Source organism: Psychrobacillus sp. NPDC058041 (assembly GCF_042885655.1).
In the GTDB taxonomy this organism is placed as follows: Bacteria; Bacillota; Bacilli; order Bacillales_A; family Planococcaceae; genus Psychrobacillus.
In genome coordinates this window covers 196249-214613 of the sequence record NZ_JBHVRO010000004.1, presented here as the reverse complement: position 1 = coordinate 214613, position 18365 = coordinate 196249, and the positions used below count along the sequence as shown (strand labels likewise).

Sequence of the window (18365 nt, the reverse complement as noted above, 5' to 3'; positions counted from 1 at the left end):
CTAAATGTCCCAGTCATTTCACCCAAATGACCTCGAAAGTACCAGATAGAAAAACAAAAGACACGAACCTTGAAGTTTGCGTTACTTATAACTGCCCGTCGCACCAAAAGCACTACAAACACAGTGTTAATTAATGTTCTGTATGGTTAATAATCGCTGTTGCATACCTTTTTTATTTGACCGTTTATTTGAGAAAAAGTGATTCAAAACTGAACGGCTTAGAAAAATAGTCTAGACATTTTTAATAGTTCTATTTTCGAAATTGGTTTGCTTACAAAGAAAAACCACTTATTGTATTTAGAGGGATAGTGTGGTAATATTACGAAATAGAATTTTAGATTTAATAGTATTCTCAAATAACATCTTTTTAACATATAAAAAAGGAATGATTGTTATTAAAATTGGGGAAGTCATTAGATATTTTAGAAAGAAAAATAAAATTACACAAGAAAAGTTATCTTATGGGATTTGTTCAGTACCTTATTTAAGCAAACTAGAGAATAATAAATTAAAACCAAGTTCAGATATACTTCATCATTTATGCAATAGATTAGATATTTCAACTGATCAAATAAGCAATTTGAGTGATACACAAATATTAGAAGAGCTCTTCCAATGGAACAACTTATTAATGCAATCTAAATATGAAAATGCATTATTATTAAAAAAACAGTTGGATTTTAAATTAGAATACATATCTAATTTAAACATACTGAATTATTATGAACTATTTAACATTTATCATTATATTAGAATTGACGATAGTCAAGTTTCGTTAGAACAAATCAATAATATTCTAAAAAAATATTCTCTTATGGATTCACATCAAAAATATTATATGAGAAAAATCCAAGGTTTTTATTATTCTAAAAAGAACAATTGGCATGAGGCCAAAACTTTCTTCGAAAAGGCAGTTCAACTTGGAAAACTAATTGGTATTGCTGATTCAGATGTTTACTATTCTCTTTCTATTATTTATAGTCGTTTAGGTGAATTTTTGAATTCAAATACATATGTTAAGAACGCCCATTCCCTATTTCACAAGGATTTAAATTACGATAAAATGCTAGACTGCGAAATGATTCTTGCAATTAATTATTTATTGCAAAAAAAGTATAGTTCTTCCAAAGAAATATTAGATAAAATGTTAAATAGTGCTAATTTAAATAAAATAAAAACAGCAAGAATCCTCCACAATTTAGGACTTCTATTTTATAAGCAAAATGATTATACGAATGCTAAAAAGAATTTAAAGGATAGTTTAAAATACAGAACAGATGATTTATTTCTTATGAAATCTTATTTTCTACTTTCAGACATTTATTTTATACTTAACCAAAAAAAATATGCATTTAGTTTTTATAATTTAGGGTCTTCGCTTGCTGAAAATCATCAAAATACTGAATACATTTATAAATTTTTTATTCTAAATCAGAAACATAACAATAGTTGCTCTTCGGTTCAATGGATTACATTTTTAAAAGATGATGCAGTTCCCTTTTTTAAAGAGCATGGTGATCAAGATGATTATTTAGAAGTCCTAACTCTTTTAGGTGATGTCTATTATGTACAGAAGCAATATAAAAAAGCTGCAGATATATACTTAAAGATTTTTAAAGAAGTATTAAATAAAGGGGGTGATTTTCATGAAAGAGAAGTTATATAAAGTTTTAACTATTAGTTTTATACTAATAACGACATTGGTCAACCTAAATAGTCAAAACATTTCTAGCGAAGTTGACTATCCAGATATTCACAATGTTTCTTATGAGACAGACTAACATTTATTACAGATTAACTATTAAATATTCCCACCTTTGAGTAGGTAGGATTATTTGCGACTTGGAAGTTGAGCTCAAGCGCGCAAAGGACTTTCAGAAGAACTGAAGTATTACCTGCCGGCGCGTAATATACATAACTTGAATCGCGAAGAGCAGATAGATAACTGAAGGAACTATCGATTAAGCCTGTTGCCAGTAGGAAGAAAAAATTGGATGTTCAGTACACCGAGAGGTGCAAGAGCCAATGCTATCATTAATAGTATAGTAGAGACGGCAAAAGTGAATGGGTTAAATCACTAATATTATCTGTGCGATCTATTTGAACAACTTTCCAAAATTGATCTTACAGATTAAAGTTCTTTCGATACATTACTACCTTGGTCAACGACCATTCCAGTCATTGCATCATATTTAACAAAGTAACTAAATAATAATCGAATCCCCATCTGATTTACAGGTGGGAATTCGTCGACGGTTACTCTCAAAATAGCTTTGAAGATGTGTATGCAGCGCCACATTTTTTTACGTTAGATTAGTTTCATGAAAAAATCTCCTATTGAAGTCATGCTTGTGTATTATTATGTATCACAGAAATGGTTAGATCCCATTTAATCTCACTTGAATATTCGTTTTTGCCTATGCAAAAACATCTTCGATTTAAGTACTTGTTTTAAGTGTACCATTACCGAAAGTGTTTTATATTCTCTCACTATTTAAGGTTAGTCCATACCTATAACTCATCTGTGTTACTTTTTTTAGTAATCGGTTTCCTTGATATCCCTTCTGCTATCGTGTTAAAACAATAAATTAATACCATGAAAACAAATAATGGCGGGATGATCATCCAAAATTGCTTAGTAATAAAAACTGATCTTGAAATTGCAATCATACCTGAAAGCTCATATATTTCTGGTTTTAAGCGATATGGATTATCAGGATAAAATGTAGCCCCTCCTACAAAAATGGATAGGATACCTAAGTGAACAAACATTTGAAGAACTTGTACCACATGCTGTGTCCAAAATAAAACCAGCTTTGGCCATAGTTGAGGATTGATATGCTTAAGTAATACCCAAATTAATGACCCTCCCATAACCACACAACTTTGAATATATTCTTTTTTCAATGTTTCATTCATTTCATTTCCTATTGAGCTTGTTGTAACTGGCAATACTATGATAGACATAATCAATACTTGTAGCAGCAATCTTTCCATTAAGGTAGCGTCCCAGACTCCACTATTATTAATTAGTAGCGGGGCTAACATTATAAATACAAGCAAGGTTAATGGTAAAAAATGCATACCATCAGCTATAGCATTAATAGCTTGTCTGCTTTTATTATTTAAATAAAATACATATACTATTGATAGTATATAACCGGCTACCATTCGAATTGTCGCAATAATTAAAGTTATTAAGATAGTGTATTTGGTTCCCACAATTAATTGTTGCAGGATAGAATAACCATATGGATCAGTTCCAAATAAAACATTTGCTGAGGGTGGATGTGGAGCTCTACTCAATAGACCCCCATCCTCATTATATAGAAAATTGATTTGCTCAATTTGATCATTACAGAGAAAGAAGTATAGCAAACTAACTGATAGAAGAACTAAGACAATCAATAGTGGAAAAGTTATATCCTTTCGTTTAAATAAATTTATTCGTTTAGTAAAAAAAGTCAATAGCCTGCTTTGTAAATTTTTGACTAAATATAGAGATCTTAATTCTTCAAAATCAAAAAAGGATAAGTTAGATTTCTTAAAAATTACATTTCTCTTGATGTTTTCTTTATTCACAAATCTCTCGATTATAGAATAAAAGATAAAAAACGGTGTAAAAATTGATAAAAGAATAATAGTTATGCCTATAGTGCTGAAATCAGATCTTAAATAACGCAGAATCCCATCAAGCCCAAACAAATATTCAATAATCACTACGGAAGATAAAGTGAGCCATACTATTGATTTAGACTGATAGAACATGCTTTTCAAGACATTAGGGCTACAATGTCTTATTAATATTTCTATTTTACTTAATCCTTTAGACTTTGCTAATTCTACGTAAGGCTGCTCCCACTCCACTTCATATAGTAAGAGGAAGAGTTTGAAAAATAACAGTGTGGGCAATACCGATAAACAAACAATTGGTGCAATGTAAATTATATTACCACCTACACTATAAAAAGATAAAACTCGGATTCCAGTTGCAAGATAGACTTGCACAACCAAGATTTGAATAAGAAATATATATGAGAAGTCCGGAAATGACTCCATCAATTTAGTTATATGTAAGATAAATCTTTTATAGTATTGGTTCGATAACATAGTCACAAATGCTAGTGTAATTGAAACTACTTGAGATAAGAGTAAAGATACAATTAGAATGAACATGGAATAAAAATATGGACCTTTGATATAATCGAGGAGTGACACATTTCTCCTCTCCATAGAATCTGGAAATAAACAGTTAAGTTTCCATTCTGAGGGAGATAGTAAATCCTTTAATAGCCCTCCTAATGTCGTAAAATATAATTGATAATCGAATATATTATTTATTGACATAAGAACTGGAGTACAGCTTATTAAAATGATTCCAATTATGCCAAGTGTATATCTTAATAGCGTGATAGCAAATCTCCTCATAAGAAGCCTCCCCAACTATAAAAAGATAAATTACATTTATTTAATTCAGAAATTCAATCACCGAAGTAATCCTTATATATTATAAAAACAGTAAAAATCGTAAATAAAAAATAAACGATAGCTCCTATAAAGACAAATGATGTCCGAGATACTCGGTTTGAATCAACCATCCTAATGCCAGTTTGTCACTGAACCAGCATATCTATCTGTCGAGATAATAATCCACTCTTATACAGTTAAAATCAAAGTAATTAGCTTTAAAATAATTCAATATAAGAATTTAATCTAAAATTTCTGTAATTTTATATTTCCATAAAAAAATCCTTTGTAATGGTTTGGCGGTAGTAACCTATCCAAATCCACTAAAAAGGATCAATCGCATGGATAAGATTCCACGTAAAACATTATTTGAACAATGGTTTTCACCGATTTCCAACAAAATATTTGAGAATCAAGTGAAAAATCTACATTTAGACTACTATACAAAGAAGCTTCACATGGCTTCGTTTATGAAATTACTGTTATTTGCAACACTTCATGAAACAGAGAGTTTACGCGCTTTAAGTGACTTTGTATTTTCAGAGGAACTGCAGCACGTAACGAACCTAGATTCCATCATTTTTTCTCAACTGGGCCGTCGTTTAAATCAAGTACCGATAGATTTCTTTCAATCTATTCTTCTTGATCTAGTTGCTCAAATTAACAACAAGACAGACTTTCAAACAAGACGAAAAACAACAACGCCACTCAAAATCATTGATTTGAGCACCTTACCGTTAAATTTAACGAATCACAAGTGGGCGAAATTCCGAAAAACCAAATCAGGCACCAAGCTTCACTAACGGTTTATGTTCATGGAAAAAGGGTGGTCCTATCCGGATAAAGCCGTCCTGACGAATGCGAAAGAGCATGATCGTGGTCAATTGGAAATACTCGTTGATGACAAGGAATGCATGTACGTATTTGACCGTGGTTACCTGGATTACGAACGCTTTGACCGCACCACAGATGAATTGGTGGTCATCGGTACGATTCAGAATCGTGCTGAAAACGTTTTTCGTCTAACAAAAGTACTTGATTCCAAAGGGAATGAGCCTTATTTATTAACGAATCGCTTTGATTTGAGTGCAGATGAAATTGCTGAATTGTACAAGTCACGCTGGTCTATCGAGCTATTCTTTAAATGAATGAAACAACATCTGAACATTAAAAAGTTCTACGGTTACAGTAAGCAAGCCGTACAAAACTAAGTATATATCGTGATGATTATCTACTGTTTGAATGTACTTCCTCAGTTAAATACACAAAGTAAGCGAACGTACTTACAAATTAGTCGATACTCAAAAGCAGCTTTATGGAAACCAGCAAAAATTTGGTTACGTAAAATCACAGGGAGTACTGTCCTATAAAATTATCTAGTCTCTGTCGCACCCGTCGTAGGTTATAGTAAAAAAATGGATGTTTACTACCTCTACTTGAGTGTCTTTATTTTTAATTAAAAACAAGAAAAATAAAAAACAGAACATTTAGAACTTATTTATGCGACAATATATACTATATATTTTCATTAAATTCGAAAACGGTACTACAAAAATATTTTTAGTATCGGTAATTCTTCTTATTTTATAAAGGTAATAATTTGTCTATAATATGCTACTAAATAATTGCACCATATTTTTCAAGAACTTTGTGTATTTTGTTTCCATTTCCAGGATTTCCTTGTTCTAAGATTTTTCTATTTTTATCAACGTACATCATATATGGTACTCTTTCAATTCTTAGTTGTTGAAATGCCTCAATATCTACAGCAAAATTGATATTTTCTTGATTAAAATAGTCCAGGTATTCTCTATTGTTATCAAGTGATAAATCGTTTGAAATTATCATTGTTGTAACTTTATCTTTATTAATATTATTCTTTATATTAGAATACATTTCCTTACATGCTTCGCAACTTGGAGATAAAAATACTAATAAGAGATCTTTATCTAACTGATCATCTATGGTAAGTTCAAATTTATTATCTACAACAGACGTAAGTTTCATATATGGAACTTCTTCTATTACTCCTTTTTGTTTAATAGAATTATTTTTTTCACTTAGAAATTCAATATATTGGATATATTTACCGATCATTTTCAGCATTCTAATATTCAATATTACTAAAAAGATAATAACTACATACATTACTAAACTTAATATCAACATAGTTGTATTCATATTTAAATATTCTCCTTATGTAATATTGTAATTTCTTTGAATCTATTTCTATATTCTATAAGTAAATAATATGCTAATGCTAAAAGTAGTCCTATCATGGAAAAAGGAAGGGTATAGAAGAAATCATCAATTGGATGTGGAAATACAAACATTAATACTAAAAATAATATTAATATTAGATTCCTATATACTGTATCAAAGGACAAAGTATCTGAATTTAATACCCCGCCGCATCCGCAATTTATTGAATCTTCACTAGTTCTTAAATGAAAAAGAGCTACTAAAGAATATAAAGTTAAAAGAGCTATTGAGATAAAAATTGTTAAAAAATAATTCAAATTAAAGATAAAGCTAATAGAAATAAAAATTTCAATAACTAATAAAAAACTAATTATTAATTTTTTAGAAATTTTTATAGGAATTCTATATGATTCCACATAGTTTATATGATTACTAAAGTTAAATATTTTGCTAAATGAAGTTGATAAAAATAATATTATTAAGATATTTTGAAATAATAAAGATATAATATACATAATTTAGCCTCCTATTATTTATACCAATCTGCTTGTAAATTATACATTTGAGTGTATTCTTTGTTTAAAGACATTAATTCTTGATGACTACCTTCTTCAATTAATCTTCCATTTGAAAAAACAAATATTCTATCAGCCACTTTGGTGGAGGCCATCCGATGAGAAATAAATATAGATGTTTTATTATCTGTAAGTTTATCAAATTGTTTATATACTTCTATCTCAGCTTTAGGATCTAAGGCTGAGGTAGGTTCATCAAGAACAAATATTTCCCCACTCTTATATAATGCCCTTGCAATCGCTATTTTTTGCCATTGCCCCTCTGAAAGATCTTCCCCTTCTAAAAAAATTTTACCTAAAACGGTGTCAAACCCGGTATTAAGATTATTTACAATAGAAATTACGCCCGATTGAATAGAAATATCATTAAGCTTTTCAAGATTTCTTGTACTATTTAAAATTATATTTTTCTCAAGTGAAAAATTATACTTCATGTAGTTTTGGAAAATAACCGTAATATTTTTATGTAATTTTTCTAGATTGATATCATTGATATTAACACCGTCAATTAGAATTTGACCTCCACTTATTGGATATAGTCCCATTAAGCAATTAACCAATGTCGTTTTACCTGATCCATTTTCCCCAACAATAGCAATTTTGTCACCTTTATTTATTTTAAAGCTTACCCTGTCTAAGGCTAATTGCTCGCTATAGGGGTATTTAAAAGAAACATCTCTAAATTCTAGGCTATCTAAAAAAGAGAATGGTTTATTTCTATTAATATTTACTTCAATGTAATTCGTATCTTTAAAGTCAATAAAATCGAATAGATCTTTAATGTATAAACTTTCGCTGTATATAGAACCTATATTTTTTGAGATATTTGTTAAACTATTCTCAGCCATTTGAATGGTTTGAAGAATGGAAACAAAATCACCTATTTGAAATAATTTTTTTTTCGAAATCTCTAATAAAAATAAGCTTATAATAAAATAAAGTAATGACGAAAGTATATTGATATTCGCATTTGCAATTTCCCTTGATTTTACAAGTCTAAGGTATTCATCGTTTATTTTATTAAAAAGATAAGACCATCTATTGAGTAGAAAATTTTTCAAGTTGAAAAGTCGTACTTCCGTCGCACTTACTCTGTTATTGAGTAGTGCATTAATATAAAATTGCTCTCTCGATTCCGGCGTTTGATTGACGCGCATCATAAATTCTTTTTTTCCGTATTTTATCCGTAAATATATAATAGGTATTACAATTGACAGTATTATTAATATTAATGCCCAGTGATATTGAAATAGAAAAGCGAATAAACTAACTAATGTTATTATATCTTTAAAAATATATAGTGTAGAATTTATTGGGGACATTAATCTAAAACCTTTATTAAATTGTATTCTATCTAAATGATTATGAAACTTTACATTTTCAAAATAAGATAATGGTGAAGTCGATGATTTTTCTGATACCTGTTTTTCAAGTTCAAAATCTAACTTTTTTTCATATTTTGTGTTGAGGTATATTTGTATATTCACAATATTTTTTTGCAGAATAAATACAACCAATTGAAGAATTAGTAGGATTATTAAATTGGTGCTAAATAAAGTATTTCCTTGTAATATTCCTGATACGCTATTAATAATTTCTTTAGAAAGCCAAACAATTATTAATGGAAATATCCCAGTAATAATAGAAAAAAACATAGAAATAAAAATCCAAAACTTAGCGTATTTAAATATAAAAGATAAAGATTTAATGTAATATAAGTTACGCATGATTTCTCCAATGTGAAATTTAATTAATATTGTTGTAAAAATAAAACATCTTGATAATTTCTGTTGATTTATATTAGATTTTTATTATTAATTATGTACATTTTTAAATAAAACCGTTGCAATTCTATATTGTAAAATAACAATACATAGAAGATGATTAATCAGAGAAATGCAAAGAAAAATACATAGTTATTTGAATATGATTTTACATGGAGTTGCTCCATGTAAAATCAATTTGGTGTGTGTATAGATTCAGCTAAACATTGTATAATAGCTCAAAAAAAGTTGCTATTTAAATTTTTTCACATCGACAAACTCCACCCTGACCTAAATTATCCGGAGAGCACTTAATAATTTCATTACATCTACATTCTGGATCACCACAAAAAACAAATGGTTGTATATCCCCACTTAATAAAGTTGCAAGTTTAGCTAGCATGCTATCACCTCCTTGTATTTTATATATTTATCTTAACAAGAATATATAGTTTTCAGTATTGAGAAAAATTTAAAGAAATACTCCCATGAGAAGAGTATTTCAATCAAATTTAAGCAATTTTCAGATGATTGTTAATAAAATAATGTGAGATTTCACATTATTCAATTAAAAAAATATTTTTGCATGTGATTTAACCATAAATAACTAATATTCTCCTTTTTTATAAAATGGAAATACAACCCTATTCAAATATAAGAAAGAGTATTTATATTCATTCAATATTTTTGGGGGAAAAGATTGAAATACTCTAAAAAAGGAGAGCACTGAAAAACTCTAAATTACTATTTTTTATAGTAACTATTCACTGAATCTTTACTTCATATAAAAAGACTTAGCGAGGCATCGTATCTTGAAGTATACGATTATCCATGCTTTCTTCCCAATCATGTACAAATTGCTCTACTTCTATTTTTAATTTAGCGTCCAATTCTCTCACTTTTTCCAAACTGTTGTAATCATTAAAGTTCTCTTGAAAATCTGATTTTCCTTAAAGGAGCCGAATCCAACTCCACTCGACATCCACAATATGAAATAGAGTATGCAATATCCCGCCTACACCGCCTGTTCTATCTAAGAGAAGGTCTTCTTCACTTACTTCTTCACACCATCGATACCAATCTTCCCTAACCATCCAGTTATAACGGAACAACATTTGCAAGAGAATTCCCCCTGTTAATTATTTTATTTTTTAAATTCCAAATGTATGGAATCTATCAGTTTTTGATAGCCAATCTCTTGATAGATTTTGTTAGATGTTGGATTTAGCATATCAGTGTAGAGGACACAAAATTGAAATTCTTTTAATAGTTCTCTACTGCCTGCAGCTACCAATGTGCGAGCGTATCCTTTTTTCCGTTGTTCCTTTGGTGTGAAGACGAGCGAAACGGTAACACCATTTGCTGTTGGTCTTGCTTTTTTCATCATGGACACAATCTGTCCTTCGTTTTCCCATAGAAATGCTTCTTTTGCGTCCAGCATCGTTTTTACTCTCTTTTTAATTTCAACTGATGCTGTTTTCGGAAGTCCAGTGTCCTCTTCAAATAAGCTATACCATTTTTCAATGAGCAATGCGTCTTCTTCGGTTGCGTAGCGCCATGATCCAGGGCACATTTCTAAAGAATCTTCTACTTGATCTAAACGGTATAAACCCTGATCCATTGATATGGAAAAACCTTGCCCTGTTTTCTCCTTCCATTTTTCCGCGAATTTATATGCCCATTCTTTTACACTGATGATAGATTCAATGTTTATAGATTGTTTGATTAACTCCGTAATGCACAAATCAATGCTTGCCGCCATACTCTCTTCATTTACAAAAATAATATTAAGTGGATGAGGCGGTGTCATTTGGAATAGAGCTAACAACTCGCCATTTTCTTCAATTGTTACCATAAGTGGATTTTCGTATTTCCCATCTTTAATAGCTTGAAGTACGCCTAAAAACAAACTAAATTTGTCTTCATTTTTTTCTAAAAAAGGTCTTGCTACTTGCTCAAAGTCTACTGCATTTACATAACGCTGAAAATTCATATTATTTCACTCCTCCTTATCTTTGTATGTTAATATAACGTAAAACACAGTTAGAGGGGAGTAGTTTTATGAAAATTGTTTCTATTCGAGATATTCATATCGGTAAAGACATACCGAAGATCATTGTCCCTCTTATGGGAAAAAACACAGATCAGCTTCTTTTGGAAATAAAAACAATCAAGCAATCAAGTCCTGATATTGTAGAGTGGCGTGCTGATATGCTAGAAGAAATTGAAGATATTGATACAGTCAAAAGTACTCTTTCAGCTATTCGTAATGCATTATTTCCAACCCCACTTTTGTTCACCTTTAGAAGTCACCGTGAAGGTGGAAATAAAAAAATCACGGATTCTTACTACAAACAGCTTCTTGGGGAAGTTGTGCAAACAAAAGAAACCGACTTAATAGATGTGGAGTTATTTTCTCCTCATGTGAATGAAATTGTAGAAATTGCTATAACTCATAATGTATTTATCATCATGTCTAATCATGATTTCGAAAAAACACCAGTAAAAGAGGAAATTATTTGGAGACTCAGAAGAATGCAGGAATTAGGTGCGCATATACCGAAAATAGCTGTAATGCCTAGATCCCCCATTGATGTACTCACGTTATTAGATGCAACGTATACGATGAATTCACTGTATGCAGACCGACCAATTATTACGATGTCGATGGCTGCCACTGGGGTTATTAGTCGAATATCGGGACAGGTTTTTGGCTCTGCCGCTACATTTGGTTCTGGAATAGAAGCATCCGCTCCTGGACAAATACCAGCTAGTGAACTTAGAAGAATGCTAGAAATATTAAATACAAACTAAAAATAAGCTGCCTCAATCGGGCAGCTCGTTTCTATAATTGCTTTGCTAGTCGAATCATATCCCCACATACGATTCCATTTTCCACAATTTCCTCTTCATAATGAATGGTGAAAAAATCTCTGTCCACACCAGTAATACGAAATCCGCATTTTTGATACAGGGCAAGTTGTCCAATGCTTGAATTGCCTGTCCCTACTTCGATAATTCCATATCCGTGCTGCTTTGCCTGCTCAATTGCATCTAACACAAGGGCTTTTCCAATTCCTTTTGCTTGATACCGCTCTGCAACCGCAATATTTACGAGTTCCACAGATTCAGGTCTAGTTGGAAGTAGGACATAGACTCCGATTGTTTCATCATCTTTTTCAAAAATATAACACTGTCCACGTTTTAAATACTCCTTCACAAGTTTTTCGGAAGGATCAGCGAGTAATAATAAGCTCAGAGGGTATTCTTCATTTATTATCCTAGTCATCAATTTATTGTTCACCTTTTTCCAATGTGAGTAGTTTTTCTTTCATTTCTAATCCACCACGGTAGCCTGTTAATGACCCATTTTTTGCTACAACTCGGTGACAGGGGATTGTAATGAGTACTGGATTTGCACCTATTGCAGCTCCTACCGCTCGAATGGCTGCAGAGTTATTGATGAATTCAGCAATTTGAGAGTAAGATTTCTTTTCACCATAAGGAATTTTAGTTAATGCATCCCAAATGGCTAATTGAAATGCGGTTCCCTTTAATTCTACCGGCAATGTAAATTCACTACGATCACCATCTAAATACTCTTTTATTTCAATTATATAAAGTTCTAAAGCTTTTGGATTTTCTTCTAACTTGTATTTTGGAAAACGCTTCGTCAGCCACTTTTCCATCTCTTCATACGGTTTATTAGGCGAACCTACATAACAAAGGCCGTTTTCAGTTGCCGCCATATACAGCTTCCATTCATGATGAATGAAATGCGTCCAGTATATTTTATTCATTCGTTGAAATCTCCTTTTTTCTATATTGGTTAGGTGTATCCCCTGTTATCTTTTTAAAAAGCGTGATGAAATAGGAAGTATTATTCATTCCAACCATAGAACCTATCTCTACAAGTGATTTGTTTGTTGTTTCTAGCAATTCTTTCGCTTTATTTATTCTAGTGTTTTGGATGTATTCTACTGGAGAAATTCCTGTAATTTTTTTAAATGTTCTTTGCAAGTGGAATGGACTTCCATGACAAATGTCTGCAAGAATATCTAGAGTTAATTGATCCTCGTAATGTTCTTTTATATACTCCGTAATTTGGATGACCCATTCCTCATCAGGTAAGCGCATACCAGTTGGCTTACATCGTTTACATGGACGAAAGCCATTTGCTACCGCTTCTTTAGCTTCTATATAAATACGAACATTTTCTTTTTTTGGTGGTCTAGATTTACAAGAAGGTCGACAAAATATTCCAGTAGATGTTACAGCATAATAAAATACATCGTCATAAGTTGAGTTATTTTCTATAATTGCTTGCCAGTACTCCTCGTATATTTTCTCGTTTTTCAAGAAATCACCTCCTTTTTTAGTATACTTTTATTTAGTTAGAAAAGCTGATTTTCATGACATAATAGCAAGATAACGAAATTCTTTACGATTATAATAAGTTTAGAAAGAGGTGCCTCAATATGTTATGGGAAGAAAAAGATGAGCAAATCATCCTTAATACATCGTCCGAGTTCAGTTTTAACCAAAACCTTCAATATTTGTCCAGATCCACGAATGAATGTCTTTTTCATATTCAAGAGAATAAAGTTAGAAAAGCGATTCCTATGGATGAATATACAGCTCTTGTAGAGATTTGCGAGCAAGACGAACAATCGATCTGTATTAAGTTTTTAGGAAATACAAGACCTATAAGTAAACAAGCACGTGGAAAAATTGTTCAATACATTATCGAGTGGTTTGATTTGAAGACAGAGATAAAAGACTTTTATGAGTTAGCCAAAAAAGACACAATTCTTCATCAGGCAGTGTTGAATTTTAACGGTCTACGAATTATGGGTATTCCAGATTTATTCGAAGCAATGGCCTGGGGAATACTTGGCCAACAAATCAATTTGACATATGCGTATACATTGAAGAGACGTTTGGTCGAAACATTTGGTCGATCGATCGAGTTTGAGGGTGAGAAATATTGGATGTTCCCAACACCAAGTGAAATCGCGAAGCTCTCTGTAGTGGATTTAGTAGGCTTAAAAATGACTGTGAAGAAGTGTGAGTACTTAATAGATGTCGCAAATCAAATTGAAATAGGATTACTCACAAAAGAAATGCTACTTGAAACAAATGACGTGAAAAAAGCAGAAAAAATGCTTACGAAGATACGTGGCATTGGTCCTTGGACTGCCAATTATGTGTTAATGCGCTGCTTAAGGTTTCCTTCCGCATTTCCAATTGACGACGTAGGACTGCATAATGCGATTAAGCATGTGACTGGTTCTGACAAAAAGCCTTCAAAAGATGAAATACAAAAACTATCCTTACATTGGACGGGTTGGGAAGCATATGCAACTTTCTATTTATGGAGGTTTTTATACTAAAAAAATCCCTTCGATCTCTTTTCTGAGGAGGAAGGGATTTTCTCTTATTGTTGATTTAGTAATTCTAAAATATCTTCTGAAACATAGATTTTATTGTTCTTTATTACTGGTTTTTCTTTAAATTGTTGTATGCTTTTATTGTAACTATACGTTTTTTTACCGCGTGTAACTTTGATGGTACTATTTCCTAATGATAGGGTCGTACTAAATCGTTTTGAATTTGTCTTCACTTCGTAGCCAAGTTGTTCTGCAACTTTACTAAGTGGAATCATTTTTGTTCCATTCTGTATAAAATGATCCATTTCAATAATATTCAAAACTTCTTTCATACCTGGTGAAAGATAGTTTATTGCTACAATTTTACTTGGTGGTGTTTGTGCTGGAATACTCATAGTCATTATTGTATAAAATACAACTAGTTCTTTTCCTTTTAAGTCTTCTTGTTTGATCTTTTCGCCCTTTTCATTTACTAAAAGTGTTTCTTTGCCAATGTTTAGCTTCAGTTCTTTATCTAAACTTAGAAATTCATCATCAAACTTAGATACTTTTACAGTACCTAACTTTTCTTCGTCTTGTACGATAACCAACTCTGGGGTAATTTGTGCAGGGTAGATTAAAATCATTGGTTTGTTTTTATCATAGTATGCGTCAAGTCGTTGTCCTTTTTTGAAAGTCTCTTTTTTTACTGTTTTTGTCGTCCCACTATTGAATAGAAGTGTATTGTCTGTAATTGTAAAGATGGTAGTTTGCGGCTCTTTTTCTTCTGTATCTACTGTTAGGATAGCTTTTCCATCTTGTGTTGCAATGCCTTTGATTATCCCTGAAAATTTCATGTAATTGGTTGTGTCTTCTTGTTTCAATTCGATTGCAGAATAGTCAATCGCTATGATTTTACTCGGTGTTGTTTGAGCAGGAATACTTCTAGTGGAAACTGTATAGAATACAACGAGCTCTTTGTCAGTTATTTCTTTTTGATCAAGTTTCTCGCCTTTTTCATTTACTATAATTGTTTCTTTTCCGATGTTTAGTTTTAAATCATTATCCAAACTAACAAATTTATTATCGAACTTACTTACTTTTACGTTGCCGAATTTTTCATTGTCATTTATTATCACTAATTCCGGAGAAATTTGTGGCGGATAAATCATAATCATTGGTTTATTCTTATCGTAATATGCATCTATTTTTTGCCCTTTTTTAAAGGTTTCGTTCTTTAATGCTTTTGTCGTTCCGCTATTGAAAACAAGTGTGTTATCTGTCAGCTTCAATATAGTGATTTGTGGCTCTTTTTCTTGTGTCTCCACTGTAAGTGTGATTGTTTCATCTTGCTTGACAATATCAGTAATAATTCCTGAAGTTTTTATAAAATTAGAAGTGTCTTGTTGTTTCAACGTTGCTTCTTCCTCACTTTGCGCTTTAGCAAACGGCTGATGGAAATCAAATCCTACCATTAATAATAATACTACTGTAAATATACCTATTTTCTTCATCGTATCACTCCTCTTTTTGCCATTCTATGAATTTGACGTATCATTTTGGTAAACGTTACATAAAAAATTGAAACATTCTATAAACTAAAACGTATACAGTAGTTAGAATAAAAAAATTAAAGAATGGAGTCTACATATGACGTTATCTATTAATCAAGTAACTAAGAGATATCAAGACTTTGTAGCCGTTGATAATCTATCCTTCACGATAGAAAAAGGTGAAATTTTTGGATTGATTGGACAAAACGGTGCTGGTAAAACAACTACGTTTCGAATGATTTTAGATCTTCAAGAAACGACAGAAGGAACGATTTCATGGGAAGGGAAAAATATTAATTCTATTAATAGAAATATTTTAGGATATTTACCTGAAGAACGTGGTATTTTCCCGACAATGAAAGTAGAAGATCAGTTGTATTTCTTTGGAGAGTTAAGAGGAAAACTTCGTAAAGATCTTCATAAAGAAGTGGATTATTGGATTGATCGTTTTCAATTAGAAGATAAGCGAAAAGCGAAAGCCGAAACTTTATCCAAAGGAAATCAACAAAAAGTACAACTTATTGCCAGCTTTATTCACCAACCGGATTTTCTTATTTTAGATGAACCATTCAGCGGATTAGATCCTGTTAATATGGATTTATTAAAAAACGCAATTTTAGAGTTAAAGGAAAAAGGGACAACGATTTTATTTTCCAGCCATCAAATGGTTAACGTAGAAGAGCTTTGTGATCACCTTTGCTTATTGAAACGCGGTGTCTCTTTATTTTCCGGTAGTTTATTAGATTTGAAAAAGCAATATGGGAAAACGAAACTTACCATTCGAACAGATGTCCCAAAAGAAATGCTTCAAAATTTAGATGGTGTGAAGGATATTCACGTTGGCAAAGATCAGTATATCCTTACTTTAACGGATGAATCATACGCTCAAGCTATATTTGACTTTGTTTCAAAAGGTAAATTTATCGAGAAATTTAGTTTAGATTACTTGTCGCTAGATGAAATTTTCAAAGATAAGGTTGGTGGTACGAATGTCTAAGTTTTGGCTTCTCGTTAAGCAATTATATAAACAAAAAATCAAGGCAAAACCATTTATTATTTCTATCATTTTATATGTTGGGGTTATTAGTGTTGCCATGTTTTGGTCTAATATTAAGGAAGCATTTTTCCAAGATGAGCCATTGAAAATTGCTTTATTGAATGAAACAAATGCAGATATTGAAGCCTTATTTAAATCGAGTAGCGATATTGAATTTACCTTCCCTTCTGAAGAGATTGCGGAGGTAGAAAAACAAGTTATCGACGGTGATTTTGATGCAGCCATTTTTATTCGAGATCAAAATAAATCACTAGCAGCTGATATCGCTACTTATAAGCCATTAACTTTTAATGATCAACAGAATTTATCATCTCAACTTCAGTATGCTGGAAAGCTATATGAAGTTCAGCAACTCAATTTAACTGCTGAGCAGGCAGAGAAGATTCTCCAGTCTCAAACTGTTATTTCTATGAAAAACTTAAATAAGGAATCGGAAAGCGGAAAAAGTGAAGATGAAAAAGCTGCAGGCATAGGTGCCTCTTTCTTAGTTGGATTTTTAATCTATTCCTTTGTAATGACGTTTTTATCCATGATTACAACAGATGTTGCATCTGAAAAAGGATCTCGTGTTTTAGAAGTATTGCTGGCAAGCGTGAAACCATCTACACATTTCTTGGCAAAGCTGACAGGAACATTTTTATTGGCATTGACTCAAATTGCGACACTTTTGATTGTTCAGAGTTTACTATTCATGCTTATAGATAATGGCTCTAAATGGGATGCTGTATTAGAAGTTGTTAACGAATTATCCTACGGATTTATTGGATATGCAGTTATGTTTTTATTGCTAACTATTATACTTAACTTAATCATTGGTGCATTACTTGGTTCACTCGTTTCTAAAGTCGAAGAATCAGGTCAAGCAATGATGCCTGCGATGATGCTTGGCATTCTCGGATTTTACGTGTTACTTTCTGGAATGTACAGTCCAGATACGTTACTGATTAAAATATTCTCATACATCCCATTCACATCCGGAATGGTTATGCCACTTCGAATTGGCGCAACAGACATTTCTTCATTCGAACCTATGCTATCGATGCTTATTTTAGTTGGAACCGTAATACTATTGTTCTTAATCAGCCTATCCTTCTATAAACGAAGCGTCTTAACTTACAGCTCAGGCGGGGTCATTCAAAAAATTAAAACGGTTTTAAAAGTAACAACTTAAAACTAAATTCATTAAATCTAGTAGGAGTTGCCTTCAAAACAAGGCAGCTCCTACTTTTATGTACGTGACTTAAACAGTTAATATTCACAAATTGCAAAACAAACATGAATGTTTAAACATTCATGTTTGTTTTGGTGCCTGGCACCTGTAATATATTTGCAACAATGTTTCTCTGAATCATCTAAATATACTGTATTGTGTTAAAATA

The 18365-nt window shown here is 31.5% G+C and carries 15 protein-coding genes and 3 pseudogenes; 6 read left to right on the top strand and 12 right to left on the bottom strand.

The window, feature by feature from the left end; all coding sequences use genetic code 11:
• The first annotated feature begins 310 nt into the window (after window positions 1–310).
• Window positions 311–1666, top strand: coding sequence for a tetratricopeptide repeat protein (locus ACFVR1_RS08540; protein ID WP_387582965.1), 1356 nt, complete (start codon window positions 311–313; stop codon window positions 1664–1666).
• 845 nt (window positions 1667–2511) lie between these two features.
• Here the strand turns inward: ACFVR1_RS08540 and ACFVR1_RS08535 are convergent.
• Window positions 2512–3306, bottom strand: a complete 795-nt coding sequence (locus ACFVR1_RS08535; protein ID WP_387583320.1) for a hypothetical protein — start codon at window positions 3304–3306, stop codon at window positions 2512–2514.
• A gap of 285 nt (window positions 3307–3591) precedes the next feature.
• Window positions 3592–4176 (bottom strand): annotated as a pseudogene (locus tag ACFVR1_RS08530) (ABC transporter permease subunit); the annotation flags it as partial.
• A 632-nt stretch (window positions 4177–4808) separates the two neighbouring features.
• Here ACFVR1_RS08530 and ACFVR1_RS08525 point away from each other — a divergent pair.
• Window positions 4809–5837 (top strand): annotated as a pseudogene (locus ACFVR1_RS08525) (transposase).
• 247 nt (window positions 5838–6084) lie between these two features.
• On the opposite strand, the gene ACFVR1_RS08520 reads toward ACFVR1_RS08525, so the two are convergent.
• The 6 genes and pseudogenes from ACFVR1_RS08520 to ACFVR1_RS08495 form a co-directional block, all read right to left on the bottom strand.
• Entirely contained in the window at window positions 6085–6648 is a 564-nt protein-coding gene (locus ACFVR1_RS08520; RefSeq protein WP_387582962.1) for a thioredoxin domain-containing protein, read from the bottom strand.
• A 2-nt stretch (window positions 6649–6650) separates the two neighbouring features.
• On the bottom strand, window positions 6651–7184 hold the full coding sequence (locus ACFVR1_RS08515; protein WP_387582960.1) for a MauE/DoxX family redox-associated membrane protein: 534 nt from the start codon (window positions 7182–7184) through the stop codon (window positions 6651–6653).
• A gap of 14 nt (window positions 7185–7198) precedes the next feature.
• On the bottom strand, window positions 7199–8971 hold the full coding sequence (locus tag ACFVR1_RS08510; RefSeq protein ID WP_387582958.1) for an ABC transporter ATP-binding protein: 1773 nt from the start codon (window positions 8969–8971) through the stop codon (window positions 7199–7201).
• Window positions 8972–9263: 292 nt separating this feature from the next.
• A complete protein-coding gene (locus tag ACFVR1_RS08505) occupies window positions 9264–9410 on the bottom strand; it encodes a hypothetical protein (RefSeq protein WP_387582956.1) in 147 nt (48 codons plus the stop codon).
• Window positions 9411–9807: 397 nt separating this feature from the next.
• A pseudogene (locus ACFVR1_RS08500) lies at window positions 9808–10128 on the bottom strand (DinB family protein); the annotation flags it as partial.
• A 23-nt stretch (window positions 10129–10151) separates the two neighbouring features.
• A complete protein-coding gene (locus ACFVR1_RS08495; RefSeq protein ID WP_387582954.1) occupies window positions 10152–11000 on the bottom strand; it encodes a GNAT family N-acetyltransferase in 849 nt (282 codons plus the stop codon).
• A gap of 68 nt (window positions 11001–11068) precedes the next feature.
• Here ACFVR1_RS08495 and aroD point away from each other — a divergent pair, with 68 nt between their 5' ends.
• Window positions 11069–11821 carry a type I 3-dehydroquinate dehydratase gene (gene aroD / locus ACFVR1_RS08490; protein WP_387582952.1) on the top strand — a complete coding sequence of 251 codons (753 nt, stop codon included), beginning with the start codon at window positions 11069–11071 and terminating at the stop codon, window positions 11819–11821.
• A gap of 31 nt (window positions 11822–11852) precedes the next feature.
• On the opposite strand, the gene ACFVR1_RS08485 is transcribed toward aroD, so the two are convergent.
• Genes ACFVR1_RS08485 through ACFVR1_RS08475 form a run of 3 tightly spaced genes read right to left on the bottom strand, consistent with a single transcriptional unit; the run spans window position 11853 to window position 13366 of the window.
• Window positions 11853–12296, bottom strand: a complete 444-nt coding sequence (locus ACFVR1_RS08485) for a GNAT family N-acetyltransferase (protein WP_387582949.1) — start codon at window positions 12294–12296, stop codon at window positions 11853–11855.
• Window positions 12297–12300: 4 nt separating this feature from the next.
• Window positions 12301–12807: a methylated-DNA--[protein]-cysteine S-methyltransferase gene (locus ACFVR1_RS08480; RefSeq protein WP_387582946.1), complete on the bottom strand. Its 507-nt coding sequence runs from the start codon at window positions 12805–12807 to the stop codon at window positions 12301–12303.
• Window positions 12800–13366, bottom strand: coding sequence for a bifunctional transcriptional activator/DNA repair enzyme AdaA (locus ACFVR1_RS08475; protein WP_387582944.1), 567 nt, complete (start codon window positions 13364–13366; stop codon window positions 12800–12802). Before ACFVR1_RS08475 ends, ACFVR1_RS08480 begins: the two co-directional genes overlap by 8 nt.
• Before the next feature lie 119 nt (window positions 13367–13485).
• Between ACFVR1_RS08475 and ACFVR1_RS08470 the strand changes: the two genes are divergently transcribed.
• The gene (locus ACFVR1_RS08470) at window positions 13486–14400 is read left to right on the top strand and encodes a DNA-3-methyladenine glycosylase 2 (protein ID WP_387582942.1); all 915 of its coding nucleotides are present in this window, start codon (window positions 13486–13488) and stop codon (window positions 14398–14400) included.
• A gap of 44 nt (window positions 14401–14444) precedes the next feature.
• Here the strand turns inward: ACFVR1_RS08470 and ACFVR1_RS08465 are convergent, their stop codons facing one another.
• Complete coding sequence (locus ACFVR1_RS08465; protein ID WP_387582940.1) at window positions 14445–15890, bottom strand: stalk domain-containing protein; 1446 nt, start codon at window positions 15888–15890, stop codon at window positions 14445–14447.
• 136 nt (window positions 15891–16026) lie between these two features.
• Here ACFVR1_RS08465 and ACFVR1_RS08460 point away from each other — a divergent pair, with 136 nt between their 5' ends.
• Together ACFVR1_RS08460 and ACFVR1_RS08455 are read left to right on the top strand one after the other, a co-directional pair.
• Complete coding sequence (locus ACFVR1_RS08460) at window positions 16027–16926, top strand: ABC transporter ATP-binding protein (protein ID WP_387582937.1); 900 nt, start codon at window positions 16027–16029, stop codon at window positions 16924–16926.
• Window positions 16919–18157: an ABC transporter permease gene (locus ACFVR1_RS08455; protein WP_387582934.1), complete on the top strand. Its 1239-nt coding sequence runs from the start codon at window positions 16919–16921 to the stop codon at window positions 18155–18157. Before ACFVR1_RS08460 ends, ACFVR1_RS08455 begins: the two co-directional genes overlap by 8 nt.
• Window positions 18158–18365 lie beyond the last annotated feature (208 nt).

Bases quoted from the DNA above. Each gene is read 5' to 3' on its own strand.
- ACFVR1_RS08505 (WP_387582956.1), bottom strand. From the start codon at position 9,410: ATGCTAGCTAAACTTGCAACTTTATTAAGTGGGGATATACAACCATTT.
- ACFVR1_RS08480 (WP_387582946.1), bottom strand. From the start codon at position 12,807: ATGAATAAAATATACTGGACGCATTTCATTCATCATGAATGGAAGCTG.
- ACFVR1_RS08455 (WP_387582934.1), top strand. From the start codon at position 16,919: ATGTCTAAGTTTTGGCTTCTCGTTAAGCAATTATATAAACAAAAAATC.
- aroD (WP_387582952.1), top strand. From the start codon at position 11,069: ATGAAAATTGTTTCTATTCGAGATATTCATATCGGTAAAGACATACCG.
- ACFVR1_RS08495 (WP_387582954.1), bottom strand. From the start codon at position 11,000: ATGAATTTTCAGCGTTATGTAAATGCAGTAGACTTTGAGCAAGTAGCA.
- ACFVR1_RS08520 (WP_387582962.1), bottom strand. From the start codon at position 6,648: ATGAATACAACTATGTTGATATTAAGTTTAGTAATGTATGTAGTTATT.
- ACFVR1_RS08510 (WP_387582958.1), bottom strand. From the start codon at position 8,971: ATGCGTAACTTATATTACATTAAATCTTTATCTTTTATATTTAAATAC.
- ACFVR1_RS08470 (WP_387582942.1), top strand. From the start codon at position 13,486: ATGTTATGGGAAGAAAAAGATGAGCAAATCATCCTTAATACATCGTCC.
- ACFVR1_RS08465 (WP_387582940.1), bottom strand. From the start codon at position 15,890: ATGAAGAAAATAGGTATATTTACAGTAGTATTATTATTAATGGTAGGA.
- ACFVR1_RS08460 (WP_387582937.1), top strand. From the start codon at position 16,027: ATGACGTTATCTATTAATCAAGTAACTAAGAGATATCAAGACTTTGTA.
- ACFVR1_RS08515 (WP_387582960.1), bottom strand. From the start codon at position 7,184: ATGTATATTATATCTTTATTATTTCAAAATATCTTAATAATATTATTT.
- ACFVR1_RS08485 (WP_387582949.1), bottom strand. From the start codon at position 12,296: ATGACTAGGATAATAAATGAAGAATACCCTCTGAGCTTATTATTACTC.